This is a genomic window from Streptomyces fradiae ATCC 10745 = DSM 40063 (genome assembly GCF_008704425.1).
Classification (GTDB): domain Bacteria; phylum Actinomycetota; class Actinomycetes; order Streptomycetales; family Streptomycetaceae; genus Streptomyces; species Streptomyces fradiae.
This window is the reverse complement of the sequence record NZ_CP023696.1, coordinates 1,552,866-1,572,361: the sequence shown is the minus strand read 5'-3', so window position 1 is coordinate 1,572,361 and position 19,496 is coordinate 1,552,866. Positions and strand designations below refer to the sequence as shown.

Below are 19,496 nucleotides of genomic sequence, written 5' to 3'. Positions count from 1 at the left end.
ACGTTAGGGTTCGGGTCGGCGATTCGGACCGACCCTTCGGCATCCGCCGACGCGGCGCGCCACGCAGCGCGCAGCGGCGGCACGTAACTCGAGGCGAGAGGCCTTCGACGTGGCAGCACCGCAGAACTACCTCGCAGTCATCAAGGTCATCGGTGTCGGCGGCGGTGGTGTCAATGCCATCAACCGAATGATCGAGGTCGGTCTCAAGGGCGTCGAGTTCATCGCCATCAACACGGACGCGCAAGCGCTGTTGATGAGCGACGCCGACGTCAAGCTGGACGTCGGCCGCGAACTCACCCGCGGCCTCGGGGCCGGCGCCAACCCGGCGGTCGGCCGCAAGGCGGCGGAGGACCACCGCGAGGAGATCGAGGAGGTCCTCAAGGGGGCCGACATGGTCTTCGTCACCGCCGGCGAGGGCGGCGGCACCGGAACGGGCGGCGCGCCCGTCGTCGCCAACATCGCGCGCTCCCTCGGCGCGCTGACCATCGGTGTGGTCACGCGCCCCTTCACCTTCGAGGGCCGGCGCCGCGCCAACCAGGCGGAGGACGGCATCGCCGAGCTCCGCGAAGAGGTCGACACCCTCATCGTCATCCCCAACGACCGGCTGCTGTCCATCTCGGACCGCCAGGTCAGCGTGCTGGACGCGTTCAAGTCCGCCGACCAGGTGCTGCTCTCCGGCGTCCAGGGCATCACGGACCTCATCACCACGCCGGGCCTGATCAACCTCGACTTCGCCGACGTCAAGTCGGTCATGTCGGAGGCCGGTTCGGCGCTCATGGGCATCGGCTCGGCGCGCGGCGACGACCGCGCGGTGGCCGCCGCCGAGATGGCGATCTCCTCGCCGCTCCTGGAGGCGTCCATCGACGGCGCGCGGGGGGTGCTGCTGTCCATCTCCGGCGGTTCCGACCTCGGCCTGTTCGAGATCAACGAGGCCGCCCAGCTCGTCAGCGAGGCCGCCCACCCCGAGGCCAACATCATCTTCGGCGCCGTCATCGACGACGCCCTCGGCGACGAGGTGCGGGTCACGGTCATCGCGGCCGGCTTCGACGGCGGCCAGCCGCCCGCCCGCCGGGACAACGTGCTCGGCGCCTCGGCGGCCAAGCGCGAGGAGCCCGCGGCCCCGGCGCCCCGCCCCTCCGAGTCCGCCCGCCCCGCGGGCAGCGGCCTCGGCACCGTCCCGGTCCGCGAGGAGGCCCCGGCCGCCCCGGCCGAGCCCGCCCCGGTCGCGGAGGCCCCGCTCCCGACGGTCGCCCCGCCGTCGATCCCGACGACGCGCCCGTACCCGGACAGCCAGGCCGAAGAGCTGGACGTCCCGGACTTCCTGAAGTGACGGCCGCGAAGCGAACCTGACGTGATAGAGCGGCACGACACCGAGGACGGCGCCCACTTCGCCTTCACCGACCGGTGGGGCGGGGTGAGCGCCGTTCCGTACGAGGAGCTGAACCTCGGCGGCGCCGTGGGCGACGACCCCGGCGCCGTACGGCGGAACCGGGGCATCGCGGCCGGGCGGCTGGGGCTCGACCCGGAGCGGGTCGTCTGGATGCGCCAGGTGCACGGGCGCGCCGTCCACGTGGTCGACGGTCCCTGGCCCGCGGGGGCGGACGTCCCCGAAGGCGACGGGGTCGTCACCGCCCGGCGGGGCCTGCCGCTCGCGGTCCTCACCGCGGACTGCGTCCCCGTCCTGCTGGCCGACCCGGTCGCCGGGGTCGTGGCCGCCGTCCACGCGGGACGGCCCGGCATGGCCGCCGGGGTCGTCCCCGCCGCGGTCGAGGCCATGGCCGCGCTCGGCGCGGAGCCGTCCCGGACCGTCGCTCGGACCGGCCCCGCCGTGTGCGGCCGCTGCTACGAGGTCCCGGCGGCCCTGCGGGACGAGGTCGCCGCACGGGAACCGGCCGCGGCGGCGGAGACGTCCTGGGGTACGCCGGCGATCGACGTCGTCGCCGGGGTGCACGCCCAGTTGGAGCGGCTGGGCGTCCGGGACCGGCACGCCTCCGCGGTCTGCACCCGCGAGTCGGGCGACCACTTCTCGTACCGCCGCGACCGCACGACGGGGCGGCTCGCGGGATACGTCTGGCTCGACGGCGGCACCACCGCCCGGCCGGAGGCCGGGAAAGACAGGGCAGGGCAGGCGTGACGGGTGTGACAGGCATGGCGGGCGGGACAGGCGAGGCAGGCGGGACAGGTATGACGGACGCGGAGGGCCGCAGGGCCGAACTCGCCGCGAACCTCGCGCGGGTGGAGGAACGTATCGCCGCGGCCTGCGCGGCGGCCGGGCGCCCGCGCGAGGACGTGACTCTCATCGTGGTCACCAAGACCTACCCGGCCGGTGACGTCCGCATCCTCCACGAACTCGGCGTCCGGCATGTCGCGGAGAACCGCGACCAGGACGCCGCACCCAAGGCCGCCGCCTGCGCCGACCTCGATCTGACGTGGCACTTCGTCGGTCAGCTCCAGACCAACAAGGTGCGTTCCGTGGCCGGTTACGCCCAGGTCGTGCAGTCGGTCGACCGGTTGAGGCTGGTCTCCGCCCTCTCGGCCGCCGCCGCCCGCACCGGGCGGGAGCTGGACTGCCTGATCCAGGTGGCGCTCGACGCCGACGCGACCGGGCGGGGCGCGCGCGGGGGCGTCGCGCCCGAGGGGATCGCCGAGTTGGCGGCGGCCGTCGACGACGCGCCCGGACTGCGGCTCGGCGGGCTGATGACGGTCGCGCCGCTGGCCGGGCCGTACGCGGGCCGTCAACGCGCGGCGTTCGACCGGTTGATGGAATTGTCGTCGCGCCTGCGCGCGACCCGCCCGGCTGCGACCATGGTGTCGGCCGGGATGAGCGCGGACCTCGAGGACGCCGTGGCGGCCGGGGCGACACATGTGCGCATCGGTACGGCGGTGCTCGGAGTCCGTCCCCGGCTCGGGTAACGTCGCGAAGCAAGTCGGACCACAGCAGAAAATATGGTCATTTCCGCCAAATAGCGGACAGGCCCAGTGGATCGCGGGCGCGACCTGACGTTGCCGATCCACCACAGAGCGGAGGAATCGGAGAATGGCCGGCGCGATGCGCAAGATGGCGGTCTACCTCGGCCTCGTGGAGGACGATGGGTACGACGGGCGGGGCTTCGACCCCGATGACGACTTCGAGCCCGAGCTCGAGCCGGAGCCCGAGCGTGACCGGCGCCACCACCAGCCCCCCCGGCAGGTGGAGCGTGAGGAGCCGGTCCGTGCGCCGGTGGCGCAACCCCCAGCCCAGCGCGAGCCTGTTGCGCTTCCCGCTGAAAGCGGACGACCCGCCCGAATCGCCCCCGTGGCGTCCATCACACCTGAACGCCCGAGCCTGGAGAAGAGCGCACCGGTGATCATGCCCAAGGTCGTGTCCGAGCGGGAGCCCTACCGCATCACGACGCTGCACCCGCGGACCTACAACGAGGCCCGTACCATCGGGGAACACTTCCGCGAGGGCACGCCCGTGATCATGAACCTCACGGAGATGGACGACACGGACGCGAAGCGACTTGTCGACTTCGCGGCCGGTCTCGTCTTCGGGCTGCATGGCAGCATTGAGCGAGTGACGCAGAAGGTGTTCCTGTTGTCGCCTGCTAACGTCGATGTCACGGCGGAGGACAAGGCCCGCATCGCAGAGGGCGGATTCTTCAACCAGAGCTGAGACACGACACCGGGAACGGCCCGGCCGACAGGCCGGTACAGAGCGCCAGGGGAGAGGGAACGCGGGATGGGTATCGCACTACAGGTGATCTACATCGCGCTGATGTGCTTCCTGATCCTGCTGATCTTCCGGCTGGTCATGCAGTACGTCTTCCAGTTCGCCCGTTCATGGCAACCCGGCAAGGCGATGGTGGTCGTCCTGGAGGCCACCTACACTGTCACCGATCCACCACTGAAGCTTCTGCAGCGGTTCATCCCACCGCTGCGTCTCGGGGGCGTGGCACTCGACCTGTCCTTCTTCGTTCTGATGATCATCGTCTACATCCTGCTCAACATCGTGGGTACCTTCGCGATGAGGGTGTGAGCGATACGGTCCTGCCGACTGCCGACGACTACGTAGAGGTGAAGAAGAGATGCCGCTGACCCCCGAGGACGTGCGGAACAAGCAGTTCACGACCGTCCGTCTCCGAGAGGGCTACGACGAGGACGAGGTCGATGCCTTTCTCGACGAGGTCGAGGCCGAGCTGACCCGCCTGCTCCGAGAGAACGAGGACCTGCGCGCGAAGCTGGCCGCCGCGACGCGTGCCGCCGCGCAGAGCCAGCAGCAGGCGATGCGCAAACCGCCGGAGCAGCAGCAGGAGCGCCCGGTCGGCCCCGGCGGTCCGGGGGGCCCGGTGCCCGCCGCCATATCCGGTCCGCCGGTCCAGCAGCAGCCCCCGCAGATGGGTCCCCCCCAGCTGCCCGGTGGTGCTCCCCAGCTGCCGGCCGGTCCCAGCCACGGCGGACCGCAGGGTCCGCACGGCCCCGGCCCCATGCAGGGCGGCCCCATGGGCGGCCCGATGGGCGGACCCATGGGTGGTCACGGTCCGGGGATGCCCCAGCAGGGGCCCGGCGGCGACAGCGCTGCGCGCGTTCTGTCGCTGGCCCAGCAGACTGCCGACCAGGCGATCGCGGAGGCCCGCTCCGAGGCCAACAAGATCGTCGGTGAGGCCCGGTCGCGCGCCGAGGGCCTGGAGCGGGACGCCCGCGCCAAGGCCGACGCGCTGGAGCGGGACGCGCAGGAGAAGCACCGCGTCGCGATGGGCTCGCTGGAGTCGGCCCGCGCCACGCTGGAGCGCAAGGTCGAGGACCTGCGCGGCTTCGAGCGCGAGTACCGCACGCGTCTGAAGTCGTACCTGGAGAGCCAGCTGCGTCAGCTGGAGAGCCAGGGCGACGAGTCGCTGGCCCCGCCGCGCACGCCGTCCGCCGCCCCGTCGCTGCCGCCGTCCCCGTCGATGGCGTCGGCCGGTGCGAACGGCCCGTCGTACGGCGGCAACCAGCCGATGGGCGGCTCCCCGTCGATGGGCGGCGGCCCGTCGTACGGCGGCCAGCAGCAGATGTCGCCGGCGATGACCCAGCCGATGGCACCGGTGCGGCCCCAGGCCCCGCAGCCGATGCAGCAGGCGCCGTCGCCGATGCGTGGTTTCCTCATCGACGAGGACGACAACTAAAGCCGAAGGCAGTCGGCGAGGGCCGGGCCCGGGACACGACGTCCCGGGCCCGGCCCTTTGCCGTCCCCGCGGTACGGCCGTGCCTCCCGTGCCGGGCGGGCGGTCGGGCGGGCGCGCGGCGGTGGGCCGGGGCCGTGCCCGCCGCCGCTCCTGCCCCCGCTCCCGCGGCCGACGCCGCCCGGTGCCGCTGCCGGTGGGCCCGTACGCCTGGGGCGGCCACCGGGACGTCGGCTCTCGGCGGGGCGGCCTCCGCCACGGGGGTGCCGGCGGGCCGGAGCGGCGCGTCGGCGGGTGCGACGCGGACGGGGCCGGGGGCCGGGACGCCGGAAAGCCCCGGCCGCGTACGGCCGGGGCTTCTGGCGGGCGGGGCGGTGCCCCGCGGCGGCCTACGCCTTGCGGAGGCGGAAGGTCAGGGACAGCGCCTCGTCGGTGAACGCCTCGCCGTACGCCCCGTCGCCCTCGCCGCGGGCGAAGTCGGTGGCCAGGACCTCCTCCGCGATGAGCCCCGAGTGCTCCTCCAGGGCGGAGGCGACCTCTCCGTCCGTCGCCTCCCAGCGCAGGGCGATCCGGTCCGCGACGTCCAGGCCGCTGTTCTTCCGCGCCTCCTGGATGAGCCGGATCGCGTCGCGTGCCAGACCGGCCAGCCGCAGCTCCGGGGTGATCTCCAGGTCCAGGGCGACGGTCGCTCCCGCGTCGGAGGCCACGGACCAGCCCTCGCGCGGGGTCTCCGTGATGATGACCTCCTCCGGGGTGAGCGTGATCGTCTCGCCGCCGACGTCGAGCGTCGCCTCGCCCGCGCGCAGCGCCAGCGACAGGCCCGCCGCGTCCGTCCCCGCGATCGCCTTGGCGACGTCCTGCACGCCCTTGCCGAACCGCTTGCCCAGCGCGCGGAAGTTCGCCTTCGCCGTCGTGTCGACCAGCGAGCCGCCCACCTCGGACAGCGACGCCAGCGACGAGACGTTCAGCTCCTCGGTGATCTGCGCGCGCAGCTCGGGGGAGAGCGCCTCGAAGCCGGCCGCCGCGACCAGCGCGCGCGACAGCGGCTGCCGGGTCTTCACACCGGACTCCGCGCGCGTGGCGCGGCCCAGCTCCACCAGCCGCCGGACGAGCGCCATCTGCTGCGACAGCGCCGGGTCGATCGCCGCCCGGTCCGCCTCCGGCCAGGTCGACAGGTGCACCGACTCGGGGGCGTCCGGCGTCACCGGCACCACCAGGTCCTGCCAGACCCGCTCGGTGATGAACGGGGTCAGCGGGGCCATCAGGCGCGTGACGGTCTCGACCACCTCGTGCAGGGTGCGCAGCGCCGCCTTGTCGCCCTGCCAGAACCGGCGCCGCGAGCGGCGCACGTACCAGTTCGACAGGTCGTCCACGAAGGCGGAGAGCAGCTTGCCGGCGCGCTGCGTGTCGTACGCCTCCAGCGACTGCGTGACCTGGTCGGTCAGCGCGTGCAGTTCGCTCAGCAGCCACCGGTCGAGGACCGTGCGCTCGGACGGGGCCGGGTCGGCGGCGGACGGCGCCCAGCCCGCCGTGCGCGCGTACAGCGCCTGGAAGGCGACCGTGTTCCAGTACGTGAGGAGCGTCTTGCGGACGACCTCCTGGATCGTGCCGTGACCGACGCGGCGGGCCGCCCACGGGGAGCCGCCGGCCGCCATGAACCAGCGCACCGCGTCCGCTCCGTGCTGGTCCATCAGCGGGATCGGCTGGAGGATGTTGCCCAGGTGCTTGGACATCTTCCGGCCGTCCTCGGCCAGGATGTGGCCCAGGCACACCACGTTCTCGTACGACGACTTGTCGAAGACGAGCGTGCCGACCGCCATCAGCGTGTAGAACCAGCCGCGGGTCTGGTCGATGGCCTCGGAGATGAACTGCGCCGGGTAGCGCTTCTCGAACAGCTCCTTGTTCTTGTACGGGTAGCCCCACTGCGCGAACGGCATGGAACCCGAGTCGTACCAGGCGTCGATGACCTCCGGCACGCGCGTCGCGGTGAGCGCGCACCCCTCGTGGGTGCAGCCGAAGACGACGTCGTCGATGTACGGGCGGTGCGGGTCCAGGTCCGACTGGTCCGTGCCGGTCAGCTCGGTCAGCTCCGCCCGGGAGCCGACGCACGTGAGGTGGCCCTCCTCGCAGCGCCAGATCGGCAGCGGCGTGCCCCAGTAGCGGTTGCGGGAGAGCGCCCAGTCGATGTTGTTGTTCAGCCAGTCGCCGAAGCGGCCGTGCTTGACGGAGTCGGGGAACCAGTTGGTCGCCTCGTTCTCCTCCAGCAGCCGGTCCTTGACGGCCGTGGTGCGGATGTACCAGGACGGCTGCGCGTAGTACAGCAGCGCCGTGTGGCAGCGCCAGCAGTGCGGGTAGCTGTGCTCGTACGCGATGTGCCGGAACAGCAGGCCGCGCGCGTCCAGGTCGGCGGTGAGCGCCTCGTCGGCCTTCTTGAAGAACACCCCGCCGACGAGCGGCAGGCCCTCCTCGAAGGTCCCGTCGGGGCGGACCGGGTTGACGACCGGCAGGCCGTAGGAGCGGCACACCTTGAGGTCGTCCTCACCGAAGGCCGGCGCCTGGTGCACGAGGCCCGTGCCGTCCTCGGTGGTGACGTACTCGGCGTTCACCACGAAGTGCGCGGCCTCGGGGAACTCCACCAGCTCGAAGGGGCGCCGGTAGGTCCAGCGCTCCATCTCCGCGCCGGTGAAGGTCTGCCCCGTGGCCTCCCAGCCCTCGCCGAGGGCCTTCTCCAGCAGCGGCTGGGCGACGACCAGCTTCTCCCGGCCGTCGGTCGCGACGGCGTACGTCACGTCGGGGTGCGCGGCGACCGCCGTGTTGGACACGAGCGTCCACGGCGTCGTCGTCCAGACGACGAGGGACGCCTCGCCCGCGAGGGGCCCGGAGGTCAGCGGGAAGCGGACGTACACGGACGGGTCGACGACCGTCTCGTACCCCTGCGCCAGCTCGTGGTCCGACAGGCCCGTGCCGCAGCGCGGGCACCAGGGGGCGACGCGGTGGTCCTGGACCAGCAGGCCCTTGCCGAAGATCTCCTTGAGGGACCACCACACGGACTCGATGTACTCGGGGTCCATCGTGCGGTACGCCTCGTCCAGGTCGACCCAGTAGCCCATGCGGGTCGTCAGCTCGGCGAACGCGTCGGTGTGCCGGGTGACGGACTCGCGGCACTTGGCGTTGAACTCGGCGATGCCGTACGCCTCGATGTCCTTCTTGCCGGAGAAGCCGAGCTCCTTCTCGACGGCGAGCTCCACCGGCAGGCCGTGGCAGTCCCAGCCGGCCTTGCGGGCCACGTGGTAGCCGCGCATGGTCCGGAACCGGGGGAACACGTCCTTGAAGACGCGGGCCTCGATGTGGTGGGCGCCCGGCATGCCGTTGGCCGTGGGCGGGCCCTCGTAGAAGACCCACTCGGGGCGGCCCTCGGACTGTTCGAGGCTCTTGGCGAAGACCTTGCTCTCGCGCCAGAAATCGAGCACGGCGTGCTCGAGCGCGGGCAGGTCGACCTGGGCGGGTACCTGGCGGTACTGCGACATCGGTTCCTCCGGCGGACAGGTTCGTCGTTCCGTCGGAGGGACGAGAGCGCGTGCTCCCGCGGTACCACCCTCCTTGGCGCCGGGCACTCGGCCCGGAGCCCCCTCATTCGGGTCGCGAAGCCGGTTCTACTGACCTCGTGCCCGTGGGCGGGCCCACGTCCGAGGCGTTCTTCCGGCGGCTCCGGGGTGATGCTTCACGTCGGGCTCGCCCCCGGGCTCTCACCGTCCCCGGGTCGCTCACGGCCGCGTACGACGCTACTCGTCCCCATCCACGCCTTTCGCTGCGCCCAGTGTAAGGGCCCGCACCGGCACCGGCCGACCGGTTTGCCGGCGGGCGGCCGTGACGGGGGTGCCCCGAACGGCCACGGGGGCGCGCGCCGCGTCCGGTACGGGGCGCAGGGCGCGCGGGTGCGGGTGGGACCCGGCCGGCGGACGCGCGGGCTCGCCTGGTCGGGTACCGGGTGGCCGGTACGGGCGGCGTGCCCCGTTGCCGCCGGGTCGGAGTCGATTTATCGTCCCAGAACGATTCGCGTGCAAGGTCACGATATGTGAAGGGGCCGCGGCATGGTGGCGAAGAAGACCGCCGTCGGGAAGACGGCGTCCCGGCAGGAGCGGTCCCCCCGCGAGACGGCCACCACCGAGGCGACCGCGGAGGAGTCCGTGGGGGATGCAGCGGAGCCCGGCCCCGGCAGGGTGCCGGTCGCCGGGGCGGCCTCCGGGAAGCGGGCGTCGAGCGCGCCCGCCGGCGAGGCGCCGGTCAAGAAGGCCCCGGTCAGGAAGACCGCGGCCAAGAAGGCGGTCGCGAAGAAGGCGCCGGTCAAGAAGGCCCCGGCCAAGAAGGCGGTCGCGAAGAAGTCAGTCGCGAAGAAGGCGGCGGCGAAGAAGACGTCCGAGAAGGCGACGGCCGGGGAGAAGGCGGCGAAGCGGGCCCCGTCGAAGAAGGCGGCCGAGAAGGCCCCGTCGAAGAAGGCGGAGGCCGAGAAGGCCCCGGTCAAGAAGACCGCGGCCAAGAAGACCCCGGCCAAGAAGGCGGTCGCGAAGATGGCGTCCGGGAGCGCCCCGGCCGGGCGGGTCCGGAGCCGGAAGGCGGCGGCACCGCCCCTGGCGGAGCCGGGCCCCAAGGAGCTGGCGGCCGGGGAAGCGGCCACCGGGGCGGCCGGTCCCGAGGGGGCGGGGCCGGAGAGGGAGCCGGCCGGGGTGTCCGAGGGCGCTCGGGCGGGTAGAGCGGCTTGGGCCGCTCGTACGGGTGGGAAGACGGCCGCCGCGCGTGCGGCCGATGCCGAGCAGACAGGAGCCAGAACGGTGGCAGCGAAGAAGACGGCGGACGTGACCACGGCGGCCGACGCGGGCGGGGCCGCCGTTTCCGCGGCCCCCGGGCTCGCCGAGGCCGCGCCCGGGGAGCTCGCCGTGCGGCCGGGCGAGGAACCGTGGACGCCGCAGGAGGTCGCGGAGGCCCGCGCGGAGCTGGAGGGCGAGGTCAGCCGCCTGCAGGCCGAGCTCGCCGCCTCCGAGGCGGCCCTGTCCGGGCTGATGCGGGACTCCGGCGAGGGCGCCGGGCACGACGAGGCCGACACGGGCACCAAGAACATCACGCGCGAGCACGAGATGGCGCTCGCCGCGAACGCCCGCGCGACCCTGGAGCAGACCGAGCACGCGCTCCAGCGGCTGGACGCCGGGACGTACGGGCTGTGCGAGGTCTGCGGGAAGCCCATCGGCAAGGCCCGCATGCAGGCGTTCCCGCGGGCCACCCTGTGCGTGGAGGACAAGCAGAAGCAGGAGCGGCGCGGCTGATCCGCACGCGTGTGCCGTACCCTCGTCACAGTCAGGTACCTAGGTTGAGGGACTCACGTGGCAGAGGCGGAGCACGGCATCGGTACGCCGGACGTTGACGACGAGGCCGGGGCGCCCGCCGAGCGGACCAGGGGTCCGCGCAGGGTCGCGGCGCTCCTGGCCGTGGCGATCGTCGCCTACCTGCTGGACCTCGGCAGCAAGATGCTGGTCGTGGCGAAGCTGGAGCACCGCGACCCCATCGTGCTCATCGAGGGCGTGCTGAAGTTCGAGGCCGTACGGAACCCGGGCGCGGCGTTCGGCTTCGGCGAGGCCTTCACCGTGGTGTTCACCGTGATCGCGGCCGCCGTGATCGTGGTGATCATCCGGCTGGCGCGCAAGCTGTACAGCGCGCCGTGGGCGGTCGCCCTCGGCCTGCTGCTCGGCGGCGCGCTGGGCAACCTCACCGACCGGATCTTCCGCGCCCCCGGCGTGTTCGAGGGCGCGGTGGTCGACTTCATCGCGCCGGCGCACTTCGCGGTGTTCAACCTCGCCGACTCGGCGATCGTCTGCGGTGGCTTCCTCATCGTGATCCTGTCCTTCAAGGGGCTCGACCCCGACGGGACCGTCCACAAGGACTGAGCGCGCACCGCCCGGCCCGGCCGGGTCCTCGCCCCAGGCGGCTCCGGCCCCGGGCGCTCCGGCCCCGGGCGCCCGGCACCGGGCCGCTTCCCGGGGCGGTCGTCCACAGGCCCGTCGGCCCCCGGATGCCCGGTTGTCCACAGGCCCGACCGGGGACGGCCGCCGACAAGGCATACTCGACGGGTGAGCACGATTCCCGAGATCCGCACGCTGCCCGTTCCCGACGGCCTGGAGGGCGAGCGCGTCGACGCCGCCATCGCCCGCATGTTCGGGTTCTCCCGCACCAAGGCGGCCGAGCTGGCCTCCGCCGGGAAGGTCCTGGTCGACGGCGCCGTCGTCGGCAAGTCCGAGCGGGTGACGGGCGGCGCCTGGCTCGAGGTCGAGATGCCCGGTGCCCCCGCGCCGGTGCAGATCGTGGCCGAGCCGGTCGAGGGGATGGACATCATCCACGACGACGACGACATCGTCGTGATCGTCAAGCCGGTCGGCGTCGCCGCCCACCCCAGCCCCGGCTGGACGGGCACCACCGTGATCGGCGGCCTCGCCGCCGCCGGGTACCGGATCTCCACCTCGGGCGCCGCCGAGCGCCAGGGCATCGTCCACCGCCTCGACGTGGGCACGTCCGGGCTGATGGTCGTCGCCAAGTCGGAGCGGGCGTACACGCTGCTGAAGGCGCAGTTCCGCGAGCGGGTCGTCGACAAGCGGTACCACGCGCTGGTGCAGGGCCACCCGGACCCGATGAGCGGCACCATCGACGCGCCCATCGGCCGCCACCCGAACCACGACTACAAGTGGGCGGTCACCGCCGAGGGCAAGCCCTCCGTCACGCACTACGACCTGATAGAGGCCTACCGCGCCGCGTCCCTGCTGGACATCAAGCTGGAGACGGGGCGCACGCACCAGATCCGCGTCCACATGGCGGCGCACCGGCACCCGTGCGTCGGCGACCTGACGTACGGCGCGGACCCCACGCTCGCCAAGCGGCTTCGCCTCACCCGCCAGTGGCTGCACGCCGTGCGCCTCGGCTTCGAGCACCCGTCGGACGGCCGGTGGGTCGAGTTCGAGAGCGGCTACCCGGCCGACCTCCAGCACGCGCTGGACACCATCGCGGCGGAGAGCGCGTGAGCGCCTACACCGTGCGGGAGGCGGTGGGCGAGCAGGACCGCGCCGCCGCCTTCGCGGTCCGCCGCCAGGTCTTCGTGGTCGAGCAGGGCGTCCCGGAGGAGATCGAGTACGACGCGCTCGACGCGACGGCGGTGCACCTCCTGGCCGTCCGCTCCGCCGACGGCGCGGCCCTGGGCACGGGGCGGCTGCTGCACGGGCCGGACGCCGCCTGCCACACGGGCGGCGACGAGGGCGTGGGCGCGCTCGGCCGGCTCGCCGTGGCACAGGCCGCGCGCGGCCTCGGGGTGGGCGCCGCGCTCGTACGGGCGATCGAGGAGGCGGCGCGGGCGCGCGGCCTCAAGGCCGTGGACCTGCACGCGCAGACCCACGCGCTGGGCTTCTACGAGCGGCTCGGCTACGAGGCGTACGGCTCCGAGTTCCCCGACGCGGGAATACCCCACCTGGCGATGCGCCGCGTCCTCTGATCCGCGGCGGCGCGTGGCAGGGTGGGAGCCCTGTCGCGTGTTCGTGAGGGGGCGGAGGGCGCCGCACCGTGGACCAGTTGGCCCTGCTGTTCGTGCTGATGCTGGGCGCCGTGCTCTCCGTGCCGCTCGGCGACCGGCTGCGGCTGCCCGCGCCGGTGCTGATGACGCTCCTCGGCGCGGTCCTGGCGCTGCTGCCGTTCGTACCGGACGTCGACGTCCCGCCCGAGCTGATCCTGCCGCTGGTGCTGCCGCCGTTGCTGTACGCGACCGTGCAGCGGACCTCCTGGCGGCAGTTCACCGTGAACGTCCGGCCCATCCTGCTGCTCGCGGTCGCGCTGGTGCTGGTGACGACGGCCGCCGTCGCCGCCGTCGCGCACACGGTCGTCCCCGGCCTGCCGGTCGCCGCCGCCGTCGCGCTGGGCGCGCTCGTCGCCCCGCCCGACCCGGTGGCAGCGACCGCCGTCGCCGGGTCCGTGGGCCTGCCGCGCCGCCTGGTCTCCATCCTGGAGGGCGAGGGGCTGTTCAACGACGTGACGGCCATCGTCGTCTACCACGTGGCGGTCGGCGCCGTCGTCGCCGGGGCGTTCTCGTGGCCGGGCGCCGGGGTCGAGCTGCTGCTGTCGGCCGTGGTCGCCGTCGCCACCGGTCTGGTCCTGGGGAAGGCGGGCGGCAGGCTCGCGGTGGCGCTGGACGACCCGACGCTGCGGACGGGGCTGTCGCTGCTGCTGCCGTTCGCCGCGTACGCCCTCGCCGAGGAACTGCACGGCTCGGGGGTCCTCGCCGTCCTCGTCACGGCGCTCGCCGTGTCCGGGTACACCCTGGACGCGGACGACGTGACGGGGCGGCTGACGGGCCGCACCTTCTGGGAGATCGTCGACACCCTGGTCACGGGTGTCGCCTTCGGCCTCGTCGGGCTGGAGCTGAGCGCCGTGGTGCGGCTCGCGGAGGGCCGCGAGGCGCGGATGCTCGGCTGGGGCGCGCTCGTGGCCGCGACCGTCGTCGGGGTGCGGCTGCTGTGGCTGCTGCCCGCCACCTGGCTGGCGAAGCGGCTGCACCGGCCCGGCTCCTCCTCGTCGGCCGAGGAGATCCCGATGAGCTGGCGGGAGACCGTCGTCATGTGGTGGTCGGGCATGCGGGGCGTCGCCTCGGTGGCCCTCGCGCTGGCGATCCCGCTCACCACGGACGCGGGGGAGGGGTTCCCGGGGCGCGACGAGATCCTGTTCCTCGCCTTCTGCGTGATCATGGCGACGCTGGTGGTGCAGGGGCTCACCCTGCCCTGGCTGGTGGGGCGGCTCGGGGTGCGCGCCGACAGCGACGCCGAACGGCGGCTGGAGCGGCGGCTCGCCCTGCGGGCCACGTCCGCCGCGAGACGGCGCCTGGACGAGCTGCGGAGCACCGAGGAGCTGCCCGACGATCTGGTGGAGCGGATGCGGCGGCTGGCCTTCGACCTGGGCGCCCGGATCAGCCCCGACATGCTCGACGAGGAGCGGCGGGCGGCGTACGAGCAGCGGGCGCGGCGGATGGCGACCGCCCACCGGGTGCAGGAGGAGATGCTGTCGGCGGCCCGCCACGAGGTGCTCGCCGCCCGCGCCGAACCGGGTGCCGACCCCGAGGTCGTCGACCGGGTGCTGCACCAGCTGGACATCCGCAGCCTGCGCTGAGACCGGGCGGCCGGCGCGGCTCCCGGGCCGGCGCGCAGGGCGGAGCCGCGGGGCGGGGTTCCCGGCCGGGCCGGGCCCGGCCCGACCGGTGGCCGCCGTCCGGGTTCAGCCCCGGGGGCGCGGGAAGCGGCGCGGGGTGCCGCGGCCGGCGGCCGGGGCGTCGTCGCGACGGGCGCGGGCGTCCGCGTGGGCGCGGTGGCCGCCGCCGGGGCCGGGGGCGGCGGGGCGCTCGTCGCTCCGCGGGGGGCGGTGGTCGTCGTCCCGTACGGGGGCGCGGTCGTCTTCCGGGACCAGGTCCCGGTCGCGGTCGGGCGCGGTCGTGGTGGCCACGCGGGGGAGGGCGTAGGGGTGGTGCTCGTACAGCCAGGCGATGAGCTGCTCCCGCACCTCGCAGCGCAGGGTCCACACGTCGTCCGCGTTGCGCGCGGTGACCACGGCCCGGACGACCATCGTGCTCGGCGTCGTGTCCGTCACCACCAGCGACCAGGCGCGGCCGTCCCACGCGGAGGTCTTCTCCAGCAGTTCGCGCAGCCGCTCGCGCATCAGGGCGACGGGGGCGGCGTGGTCGAGGTGGAAGTACACGGTGCCGGTGATCTGCGCGCCGCCGCGCGACCAGTTCTCGAACGGCTTGCTGGTGAAGTAGGAGACGGGCATCGTCAGCCGCCGCTCGTCCCAGGTCCGCACGGTCAGGAAGGTCAGCGTGACCTCCTCCACCACGCCCCACTCGCCGTCCACCACCACCGTGTCGCCGATCCGCACCATGTCGCCGAAGGCGATCTGGAACCCGGCGAACATGTTGCTGAGCGTCGACTGCGCCGCCACACCGGCGACGATGCCGATGAGGCCCGCCGAGGCCAGCATCGAGGTGCCGACCGCCCGGAAGTCGGGGAACGTCAGCAGCATCGCCGCCACCGCCACCACTCCGACGACGGCCGTGACGATCCGCATGATGAGCGTCACCTGCGTACGGACCCGGCGCAGCCGGTCGGCGTGGCGGGTCGTCGCGGCGTACCGCGCGTAGGTCGCCTCGACGACGGCCGAGGCGATCCGCACGATCAGCCAGGCGCTCGCCCCGATCAGGACGAGCGTCAGCGTCCGGCCTATGCCCACCTCGTGGTCCTGGATGATCTGCCAGGCCGTCTCCCGGTACGCGCCGCGCAGCAGCCCGGCCAGCATGACCAGCCGGAGGGGCACCCGGCAGCGGCGCAGCAGCCCCCACAGGGGCGTCTCGGGGTGGCGGAGGTCGGCGCGCCGCAGCAGGACGTCGGCCACCCAGACGACGAGCAGGGTGAGCACGACCGACCCACCGAGGACGATCAACGGGCGCAGTGCGTTCTCCATGGCTCCGAACTCATGTGTGACAGTGGGACGAGTGGCAGGATGACCGGATGGAGATCATTCTGTTCCACTCGGTCTACGGGCCTCGCCCGGCCGTCCACGCGGCCGCCGACCGGCTGCGTGCCGCCGGGCACCAGGTGCACGTGCCCGACCTCTACGAGGGGCAAACCGCCGCCTCCGTGGAGGAGGCCCGGGAGATCAAGGACCGGATCGGCTGGGACGAACTGGTCAGGAGGGCCGTGGCCGCCGCCGCGCCGCACTCCGGCCGGGGGCTCGTGTACGCCGGTTTCTCGATGGGCGCCGCGCTCGCCCAGGTGCTGGCGGTCGCCGACGAGAAGGCGCGCGGCCTGCTGCTCCTGCACGGTACGTACGACGTGCCGGAGGACGCGTCGGTGGACGGTCTGCCGGTGCGTCTGCACGTGGCCGACCCGGACCCCTTCGAGCCGGACGACTGGCTGAACACCTGGTACCTGGCGATGGCCCGGGTGGGAGCGGACGTGGAGGTGCACCGGTACCGGGGCGCCGGGCACCTGTACACCGACCCGGACCTGGACGACCACGACGCGGAGGCGGCGGAGCGGACCTGGGAGGCGTCGCTGGAGTTCCTCGGCGGGCTCTGACGGCGGGCGGTGGGCCGGGGTGCCGTCCGCGGGCCGGCAGGGTGGCGGGACGCGGGCCGGCCGGGGAGCCGTCCGCGGACCGGCTGGGAGCCGTGCGCGCCGTGCGCGCCGTGCGGGAACGTGCCGAGGGGCACGGTGCCGGCGTCCTCCGCCCCACCGTGCCCCTCGTCGCCTCCGTGCCGGCGGCCCTCACGGCCGCCCGTGGACCGGGGGGGGTCAGCCCGCCCGGTACGCGGTCCAGTGGTCCTGCATGCGCTGCACCTGGCCGGCGGTGAACTGGTACATGCAGGAGTCGTACGTGTAGTCCATGAAGTTGTGGATCGGGTCCGCGCCGGCCTGGCGGGCGCAGGAGTCGCGGCCCGTCGGGCACTCGTACGCCGGGGACTTCTCGGCGGCGGTGTCGGCGACGTAGTCGCCCTGGCCGTTGCAGCCGCCCTGGAAGGTGTGGTAGAGGCCCATCCAGTGGCCCACCTCGTGGGTGCCGGTGTCGCCCTGGTTGTAGTTGGCGGCGGAGCCGCCGGGCAGCGAGGCGTCGAGGACGACGACACCGTCCATGGATGGGTTGGACTTGTACGAGGACGGGAAGGTCGCCCAGCCGAGGAGGCCGCCGCCGAGGTTGGCGGTGTAGAAGTTCAGGGCGTTCGCGCCGCCCTGCCGGAGCGTGGTCTTCATCGCCTTCTCCTCGGCGGAGCCGGAGGAGAGGTTGTACCAGGCGGCGTTGTCCGTGTAGGTGGTGCCGGCCAGCGTGAACTGGAAGCCGGAGGCGGTGTTGCCGGTGCCCTGGCCGCCGAAGGCGGAGTTGAGGACGGCCATCTGGTTGCCGATGTCCGTCGCCGACAGCTTGCCCTTGGCGCCGTCGTGGATGACGTGGAAGTAGACCGGGATGCTCACCGAGGCGGCGGAGGCGCCGAAGCGGCCGCTGTCCAGGTTCCTGCTCTTGGCGGCCTTCAGCTTCTTCTGGAGGTCGGCCTCCATGGCCTGCGCCTTGGCGGCGGAGACCTCGTTGGGCTCGTGCTCGTGGACGCCGCCCGAGGGGCGGGACTCCCGCGCGTGGGCGCTCGCGCCCGTCTCCTCGACGCACTCCTCTGCGGCGGCGAGCGGCGCGGTCGCCGCCGCGGCACCCGTCGGGGCGGAGAACGGGAACAGGGCCAGGGTTCCGGCCAGCATCGCGGTGCCGAGCACCCGGCGGTGCGTTCTCGGGGATATCCGGACGAGAGCGCGCATATGTGACTCCTCGTGAGGGTGGTGGGGAGGCCCTTCCTCGCCACGCCGGGACATTACGTGGCCATGTCAGAAGTCGAGGAGGAGTGTTCCGGCCCAATCGATCCTTGAGGAGGTGGAGGCGGACGGGCGAAATCCTTCGGTCCGTCCCGGTGGTTGAGATCCGAACGTAACGAGCGAGGTGACGCGGGCGGGTGGTGTGTCCGGATTCGATCGGTGGAACGCGCCACCCGCACCCTGGTCGTGACCTTCAGTCAGTGTGATGATCTTGGCTGAAAATCACCCATGCTGTCGTCGTGTGGTCATCTCATCCGACCGGCGTGTACACGCGCTCGACCTTCTGTGTTCCGTCGAGCGTCCGGTACGAGCGGGTCCACTTCGCCGAGGCGTCCGGCTTCGTGCGGTCGGAGAGCACGAAGTAGTCCATCTGCGAGCGCTCGGACGTCACGTCCAGCACGCCGTATCCGTGGTGGTCCATGTCGATCCAGTGCACGTGCCGGTTGGCGGCCTTCAGCGCGGTGGAGGCGACCAGGGAGGCGGTGTTGGCGGGGACCTTCAGGATGTCGTCGAGGTTGTCCGAGGTGACGGAGGTGACGACGAACTCGGTCGCTGCCGAGGGTGACTTCGGATAGGTGGCTGCGGTCACCGGTACGTCGTTGGCCCACGCCATGTGGATGTCGCCGGTGAGGAAGACGGTGTTGCGGATCGCCCGTTCCCGGAGGTGGGCCAGGAGCTCGCGGCGGTCGTCCGTGTAGCCGTCCCACTGGTCGACGTTGATCGCCAGTCCGCCGGTCGGCAGGCCGAGCAGCTCGGCCACGGGCTTGAGCAGGTGCGCCGGGAGGGAGCCGAAGGCCACGGGCGAGATCATCACGGACGTGCCCACCAGCCGCCAGGTCGCGTCCGAGGAGGCCAGGCCCGCCTTGAGCCAGTCGAGCTGGGCGCGGCCGGTGATCGTACGGTCCGGGTCGTCGACCGCGCCGCTGCCGGTGGACGCCTGCTGGGAGCGGAAGGAACGCAGGTCGAGCAGGTGCAGGTCGGCGAGCCTGCCGTAGCGCAGCCGCCGGTAGACCGTGCCCCCGGTGGAGGTGCGGACGGGCATCCACTCGAAGTACGCGCGCTTCGCCGCCGCCACCCGGTCGGCCCAGTCGCCCTCGGCGCCGGGCGTGTGGTTGTCCGCGCCGCCCGACCAGGTGTCGTCGGCGAACTCGTGGTCGTCCCAGATGGCGATGACCGGGTGCGCGGCGTGCAGCGCCTGGAGGTGGGCGTCCGACTTGTAGGTGGCGTGCCGGAGGCGGTAGTCGGCCAGGGTGACGATCTCGTGGCGCGGCTCGTGGGGGCGCAGGACGGTGGTGGTCGCCGGGTAGGCGCCGCTGCCGTACTCGTATATGTAGTCGCCGAGGTGCAGTACGGCGTCCAGGTCGGCGCGGGCGGCGAGGTGGCGGTACGCCGCGAAGTGGCCGGCCTCCCAGTTGGCGCACGACACCACGCCGAACCGGATGTTGGGCGGAGCGGCGTCGTACGCGGGGGTCGTGCGCGTCCGCCCGACCGTCGAGGCCGCCTCGGCACCGGGCGCCCCGGCGGTGAACCGGAACCAGTAGGACGTCGCCGGCCGCAGCCCGCGCACGTCCACCTTGACGGTGTGGTCGGTTGCGGCGCTCGCGGTGACGGAGCCGTGCGCGACGGTCCGGGTGAAGCCTCTGTCCTCGGCCACCTCCCATCTCACCGCGGTGTCGGCGCCCTTGCCGGAGCCGGGCAGGGCGTCGGGGGAGGGGGTCACACGGGTCCAGAGCAGGACCCCGTCGGGAAGCGGGTCGCCGGAGGCGACGCCGTGGAGGAAAGCGGGTGCGGAGGTGGTCGCGGCCGAGGCGGCGCCACCCGAGACGAGCGCGGCCCCGGCGACGGCGGAGACGGCGGCGGCCTTGACGACGGTGCGTCGGCTGGGCGCGGTGGGAACGAGGTTTCGACTGGTCACGGCGGAGCAGACTACCGA

The 19,496-nt window shown here is 73.2% G+C and carries 16 protein-coding genes; 12 read left to right on the top strand and 4 right to left on the bottom strand.

Going from position 1 to position 19,496, the window contains the following annotated elements:
* Nucleotides 1–109: 109 nt before the first annotated feature.
* From ftsZ to CP974_RS06935, 6 genes are all read left to right on the top strand, one after another.
* Nucleotides 110–1,330, top strand: coding sequence for a cell division protein FtsZ (gene ftsZ, locus CP974_RS06960; protein WP_031131915.1), 1,221 nt, complete (start codon nucleotides 110–112; stop codon nucleotides 1,328–1,330).
* A 21-nt stretch (nucleotides 1,331–1,351) separates the two neighbouring features.
* Complete coding sequence (gene pgeF, locus CP974_RS06955) at nucleotides 1,352–2,134, top strand: peptidoglycan editing factor PgeF (protein ID WP_031131912.1); 783 nt, start codon at nucleotides 1,352–1,354, stop codon at nucleotides 2,132–2,134.
* A gap of 50 nt (nucleotides 2,135–2,184) precedes the next feature.
* The gene (locus CP974_RS06950) at nucleotides 2,185–2,913 is read left to right on the top strand and encodes a YggS family pyridoxal phosphate-dependent enzyme (protein ID WP_031131910.1); all 729 of its coding nucleotides are present in this window, start codon (nucleotides 2,185–2,187) and stop codon (nucleotides 2,911–2,913) included.
* Between the two features lie 124 nt (nucleotides 2,914–3,037).
* Entirely contained in the window at nucleotides 3,038–3,655 is a 618-nt protein-coding gene (locus CP974_RS06945; protein ID WP_031131909.1) for a cell division protein SepF, read from the top strand.
* A gap of 66 nt (nucleotides 3,656–3,721) precedes the next feature.
* Nucleotides 3,722–4,018 (top strand): YggT family protein, encoded by a 297-nt coding sequence (locus CP974_RS06940; RefSeq protein WP_023589137.1) that lies wholly within the window; start codon nucleotides 3,722–3,724, stop codon nucleotides 4,016–4,018.
* Between the two features lie 49 nt (nucleotides 4,019–4,067).
* Nucleotides 4,068–5,144 (top strand): DivIVA domain-containing protein, encoded by a 1,077-nt coding sequence (locus CP974_RS06935; RefSeq protein WP_031131906.1) that lies wholly within the window; start codon nucleotides 4,068–4,070, stop codon nucleotides 5,142–5,144.
* 386 nt (nucleotides 5,145–5,530) lie between these two features.
* Here CP974_RS06935 and ileS read toward each other — a convergent pair whose 3' ends face one another.
* Nucleotides 5,531–8,668: an isoleucine--tRNA ligase gene (gene ileS / locus CP974_RS06930; RefSeq protein WP_031131905.1), complete on the bottom strand. Its 3,138-nt coding sequence runs from the start codon at nucleotides 8,666–8,668 to the stop codon at nucleotides 5,531–5,533.
* Between the two features lie 564 nt (nucleotides 8,669–9,232).
* Here ileS and CP974_RS06925 point away from each other — a divergent pair.
* The 5 genes from CP974_RS06925 to CP974_RS06905 all read left to right on the top strand — a co-directional run bounded on the left by CP974_RS06925 (nucleotide 9,233) and on the right by CP974_RS06905 (nucleotide 14,327).
* Nucleotides 9,233–10,459 carry a TraR/DksA family transcriptional regulator gene (locus CP974_RS06925; protein WP_078915609.1) on the top strand — a complete coding sequence of 409 codons (1,227 nt, stop codon included), beginning with the start codon at nucleotides 9,233–9,235 and terminating at the stop codon, nucleotides 10,457–10,459.
* Between the two features lie 57 nt (nucleotides 10,460–10,516).
* Entirely contained in the window at nucleotides 10,517–11,077 is a 561-nt protein-coding gene (gene lspA, locus CP974_RS06920) for a signal peptidase II (protein WP_031131903.1), read from the top strand.
* 183 nt (nucleotides 11,078–11,260) lie between these two features.
* Complete coding sequence (locus tag CP974_RS06915; protein WP_031131901.1) at nucleotides 11,261–12,202, top strand: RluA family pseudouridine synthase; 942 nt, start codon at nucleotides 11,261–11,263, stop codon at nucleotides 12,200–12,202.
* Nucleotides 12,199–12,666: a GNAT family N-acetyltransferase gene (locus CP974_RS06910; protein WP_031131899.1), complete on the top strand. Its 468-nt coding sequence runs from the start codon at nucleotides 12,199–12,201 to the stop codon at nucleotides 12,664–12,666. Before CP974_RS06915 ends, CP974_RS06910 begins: the two co-directional genes overlap by 4 nt.
* Nucleotides 12,667–12,734: 68 nt before the next feature.
* The gene (locus tag CP974_RS06905) at nucleotides 12,735–14,327 is read left to right on the top strand and encodes a Na+/H+ antiporter (RefSeq protein WP_031131897.1); all 1,593 of its coding nucleotides are present in this window, start codon (nucleotides 12,735–12,737) and stop codon (nucleotides 14,325–14,327) included.
* A 105-nt stretch (nucleotides 14,328–14,432) separates the two neighbouring features.
* Here CP974_RS06905 and CP974_RS06900 read toward each other — a convergent pair whose 3' ends face one another.
* The gene (locus CP974_RS06900; protein ID WP_085921542.1) at nucleotides 14,433–15,668 is read right to left on the bottom strand and encodes a mechanosensitive ion channel family protein; all 1,236 of its coding nucleotides are present in this window, start codon (nucleotides 15,666–15,668) and stop codon (nucleotides 14,433–14,435) included.
* 47 nt (nucleotides 15,669–15,715) lie between these two features.
* Here CP974_RS06900 and CP974_RS06895 point away from each other — a divergent pair, with 47 nt between their 5' ends.
* The gene (locus CP974_RS06895; RefSeq protein WP_031136277.1) at nucleotides 15,716–16,285 is read left to right on the top strand and encodes a dienelactone hydrolase family protein; all 570 of its coding nucleotides are present in this window, start codon (nucleotides 15,716–15,718) and stop codon (nucleotides 16,283–16,285) included.
* Between the two features lie 216 nt (nucleotides 16,286–16,501).
* On the opposite strand, the gene CP974_RS06890 is transcribed toward CP974_RS06895, so the two are convergent.
* Both CP974_RS06890 and CP974_RS06885 read right to left on the bottom strand, forming a co-directional pair.
* Entirely contained in the window at nucleotides 16,502–17,509 is a 1,008-nt protein-coding gene (locus CP974_RS06890; protein ID WP_031136279.1) for a zinc metalloprotease, read from the bottom strand.
* A gap of 304 nt (nucleotides 17,510–17,813) precedes the next feature.
* Nucleotides 17,814–19,478, bottom strand: a complete 1,665-nt coding sequence (locus CP974_RS06885; RefSeq protein WP_031136281.1) for an alkaline phosphatase D family protein — start codon at nucleotides 19,476–19,478, stop codon at nucleotides 17,814–17,816.
* Nucleotides 19,479–19,496: the final 18 nt, after the last annotated feature.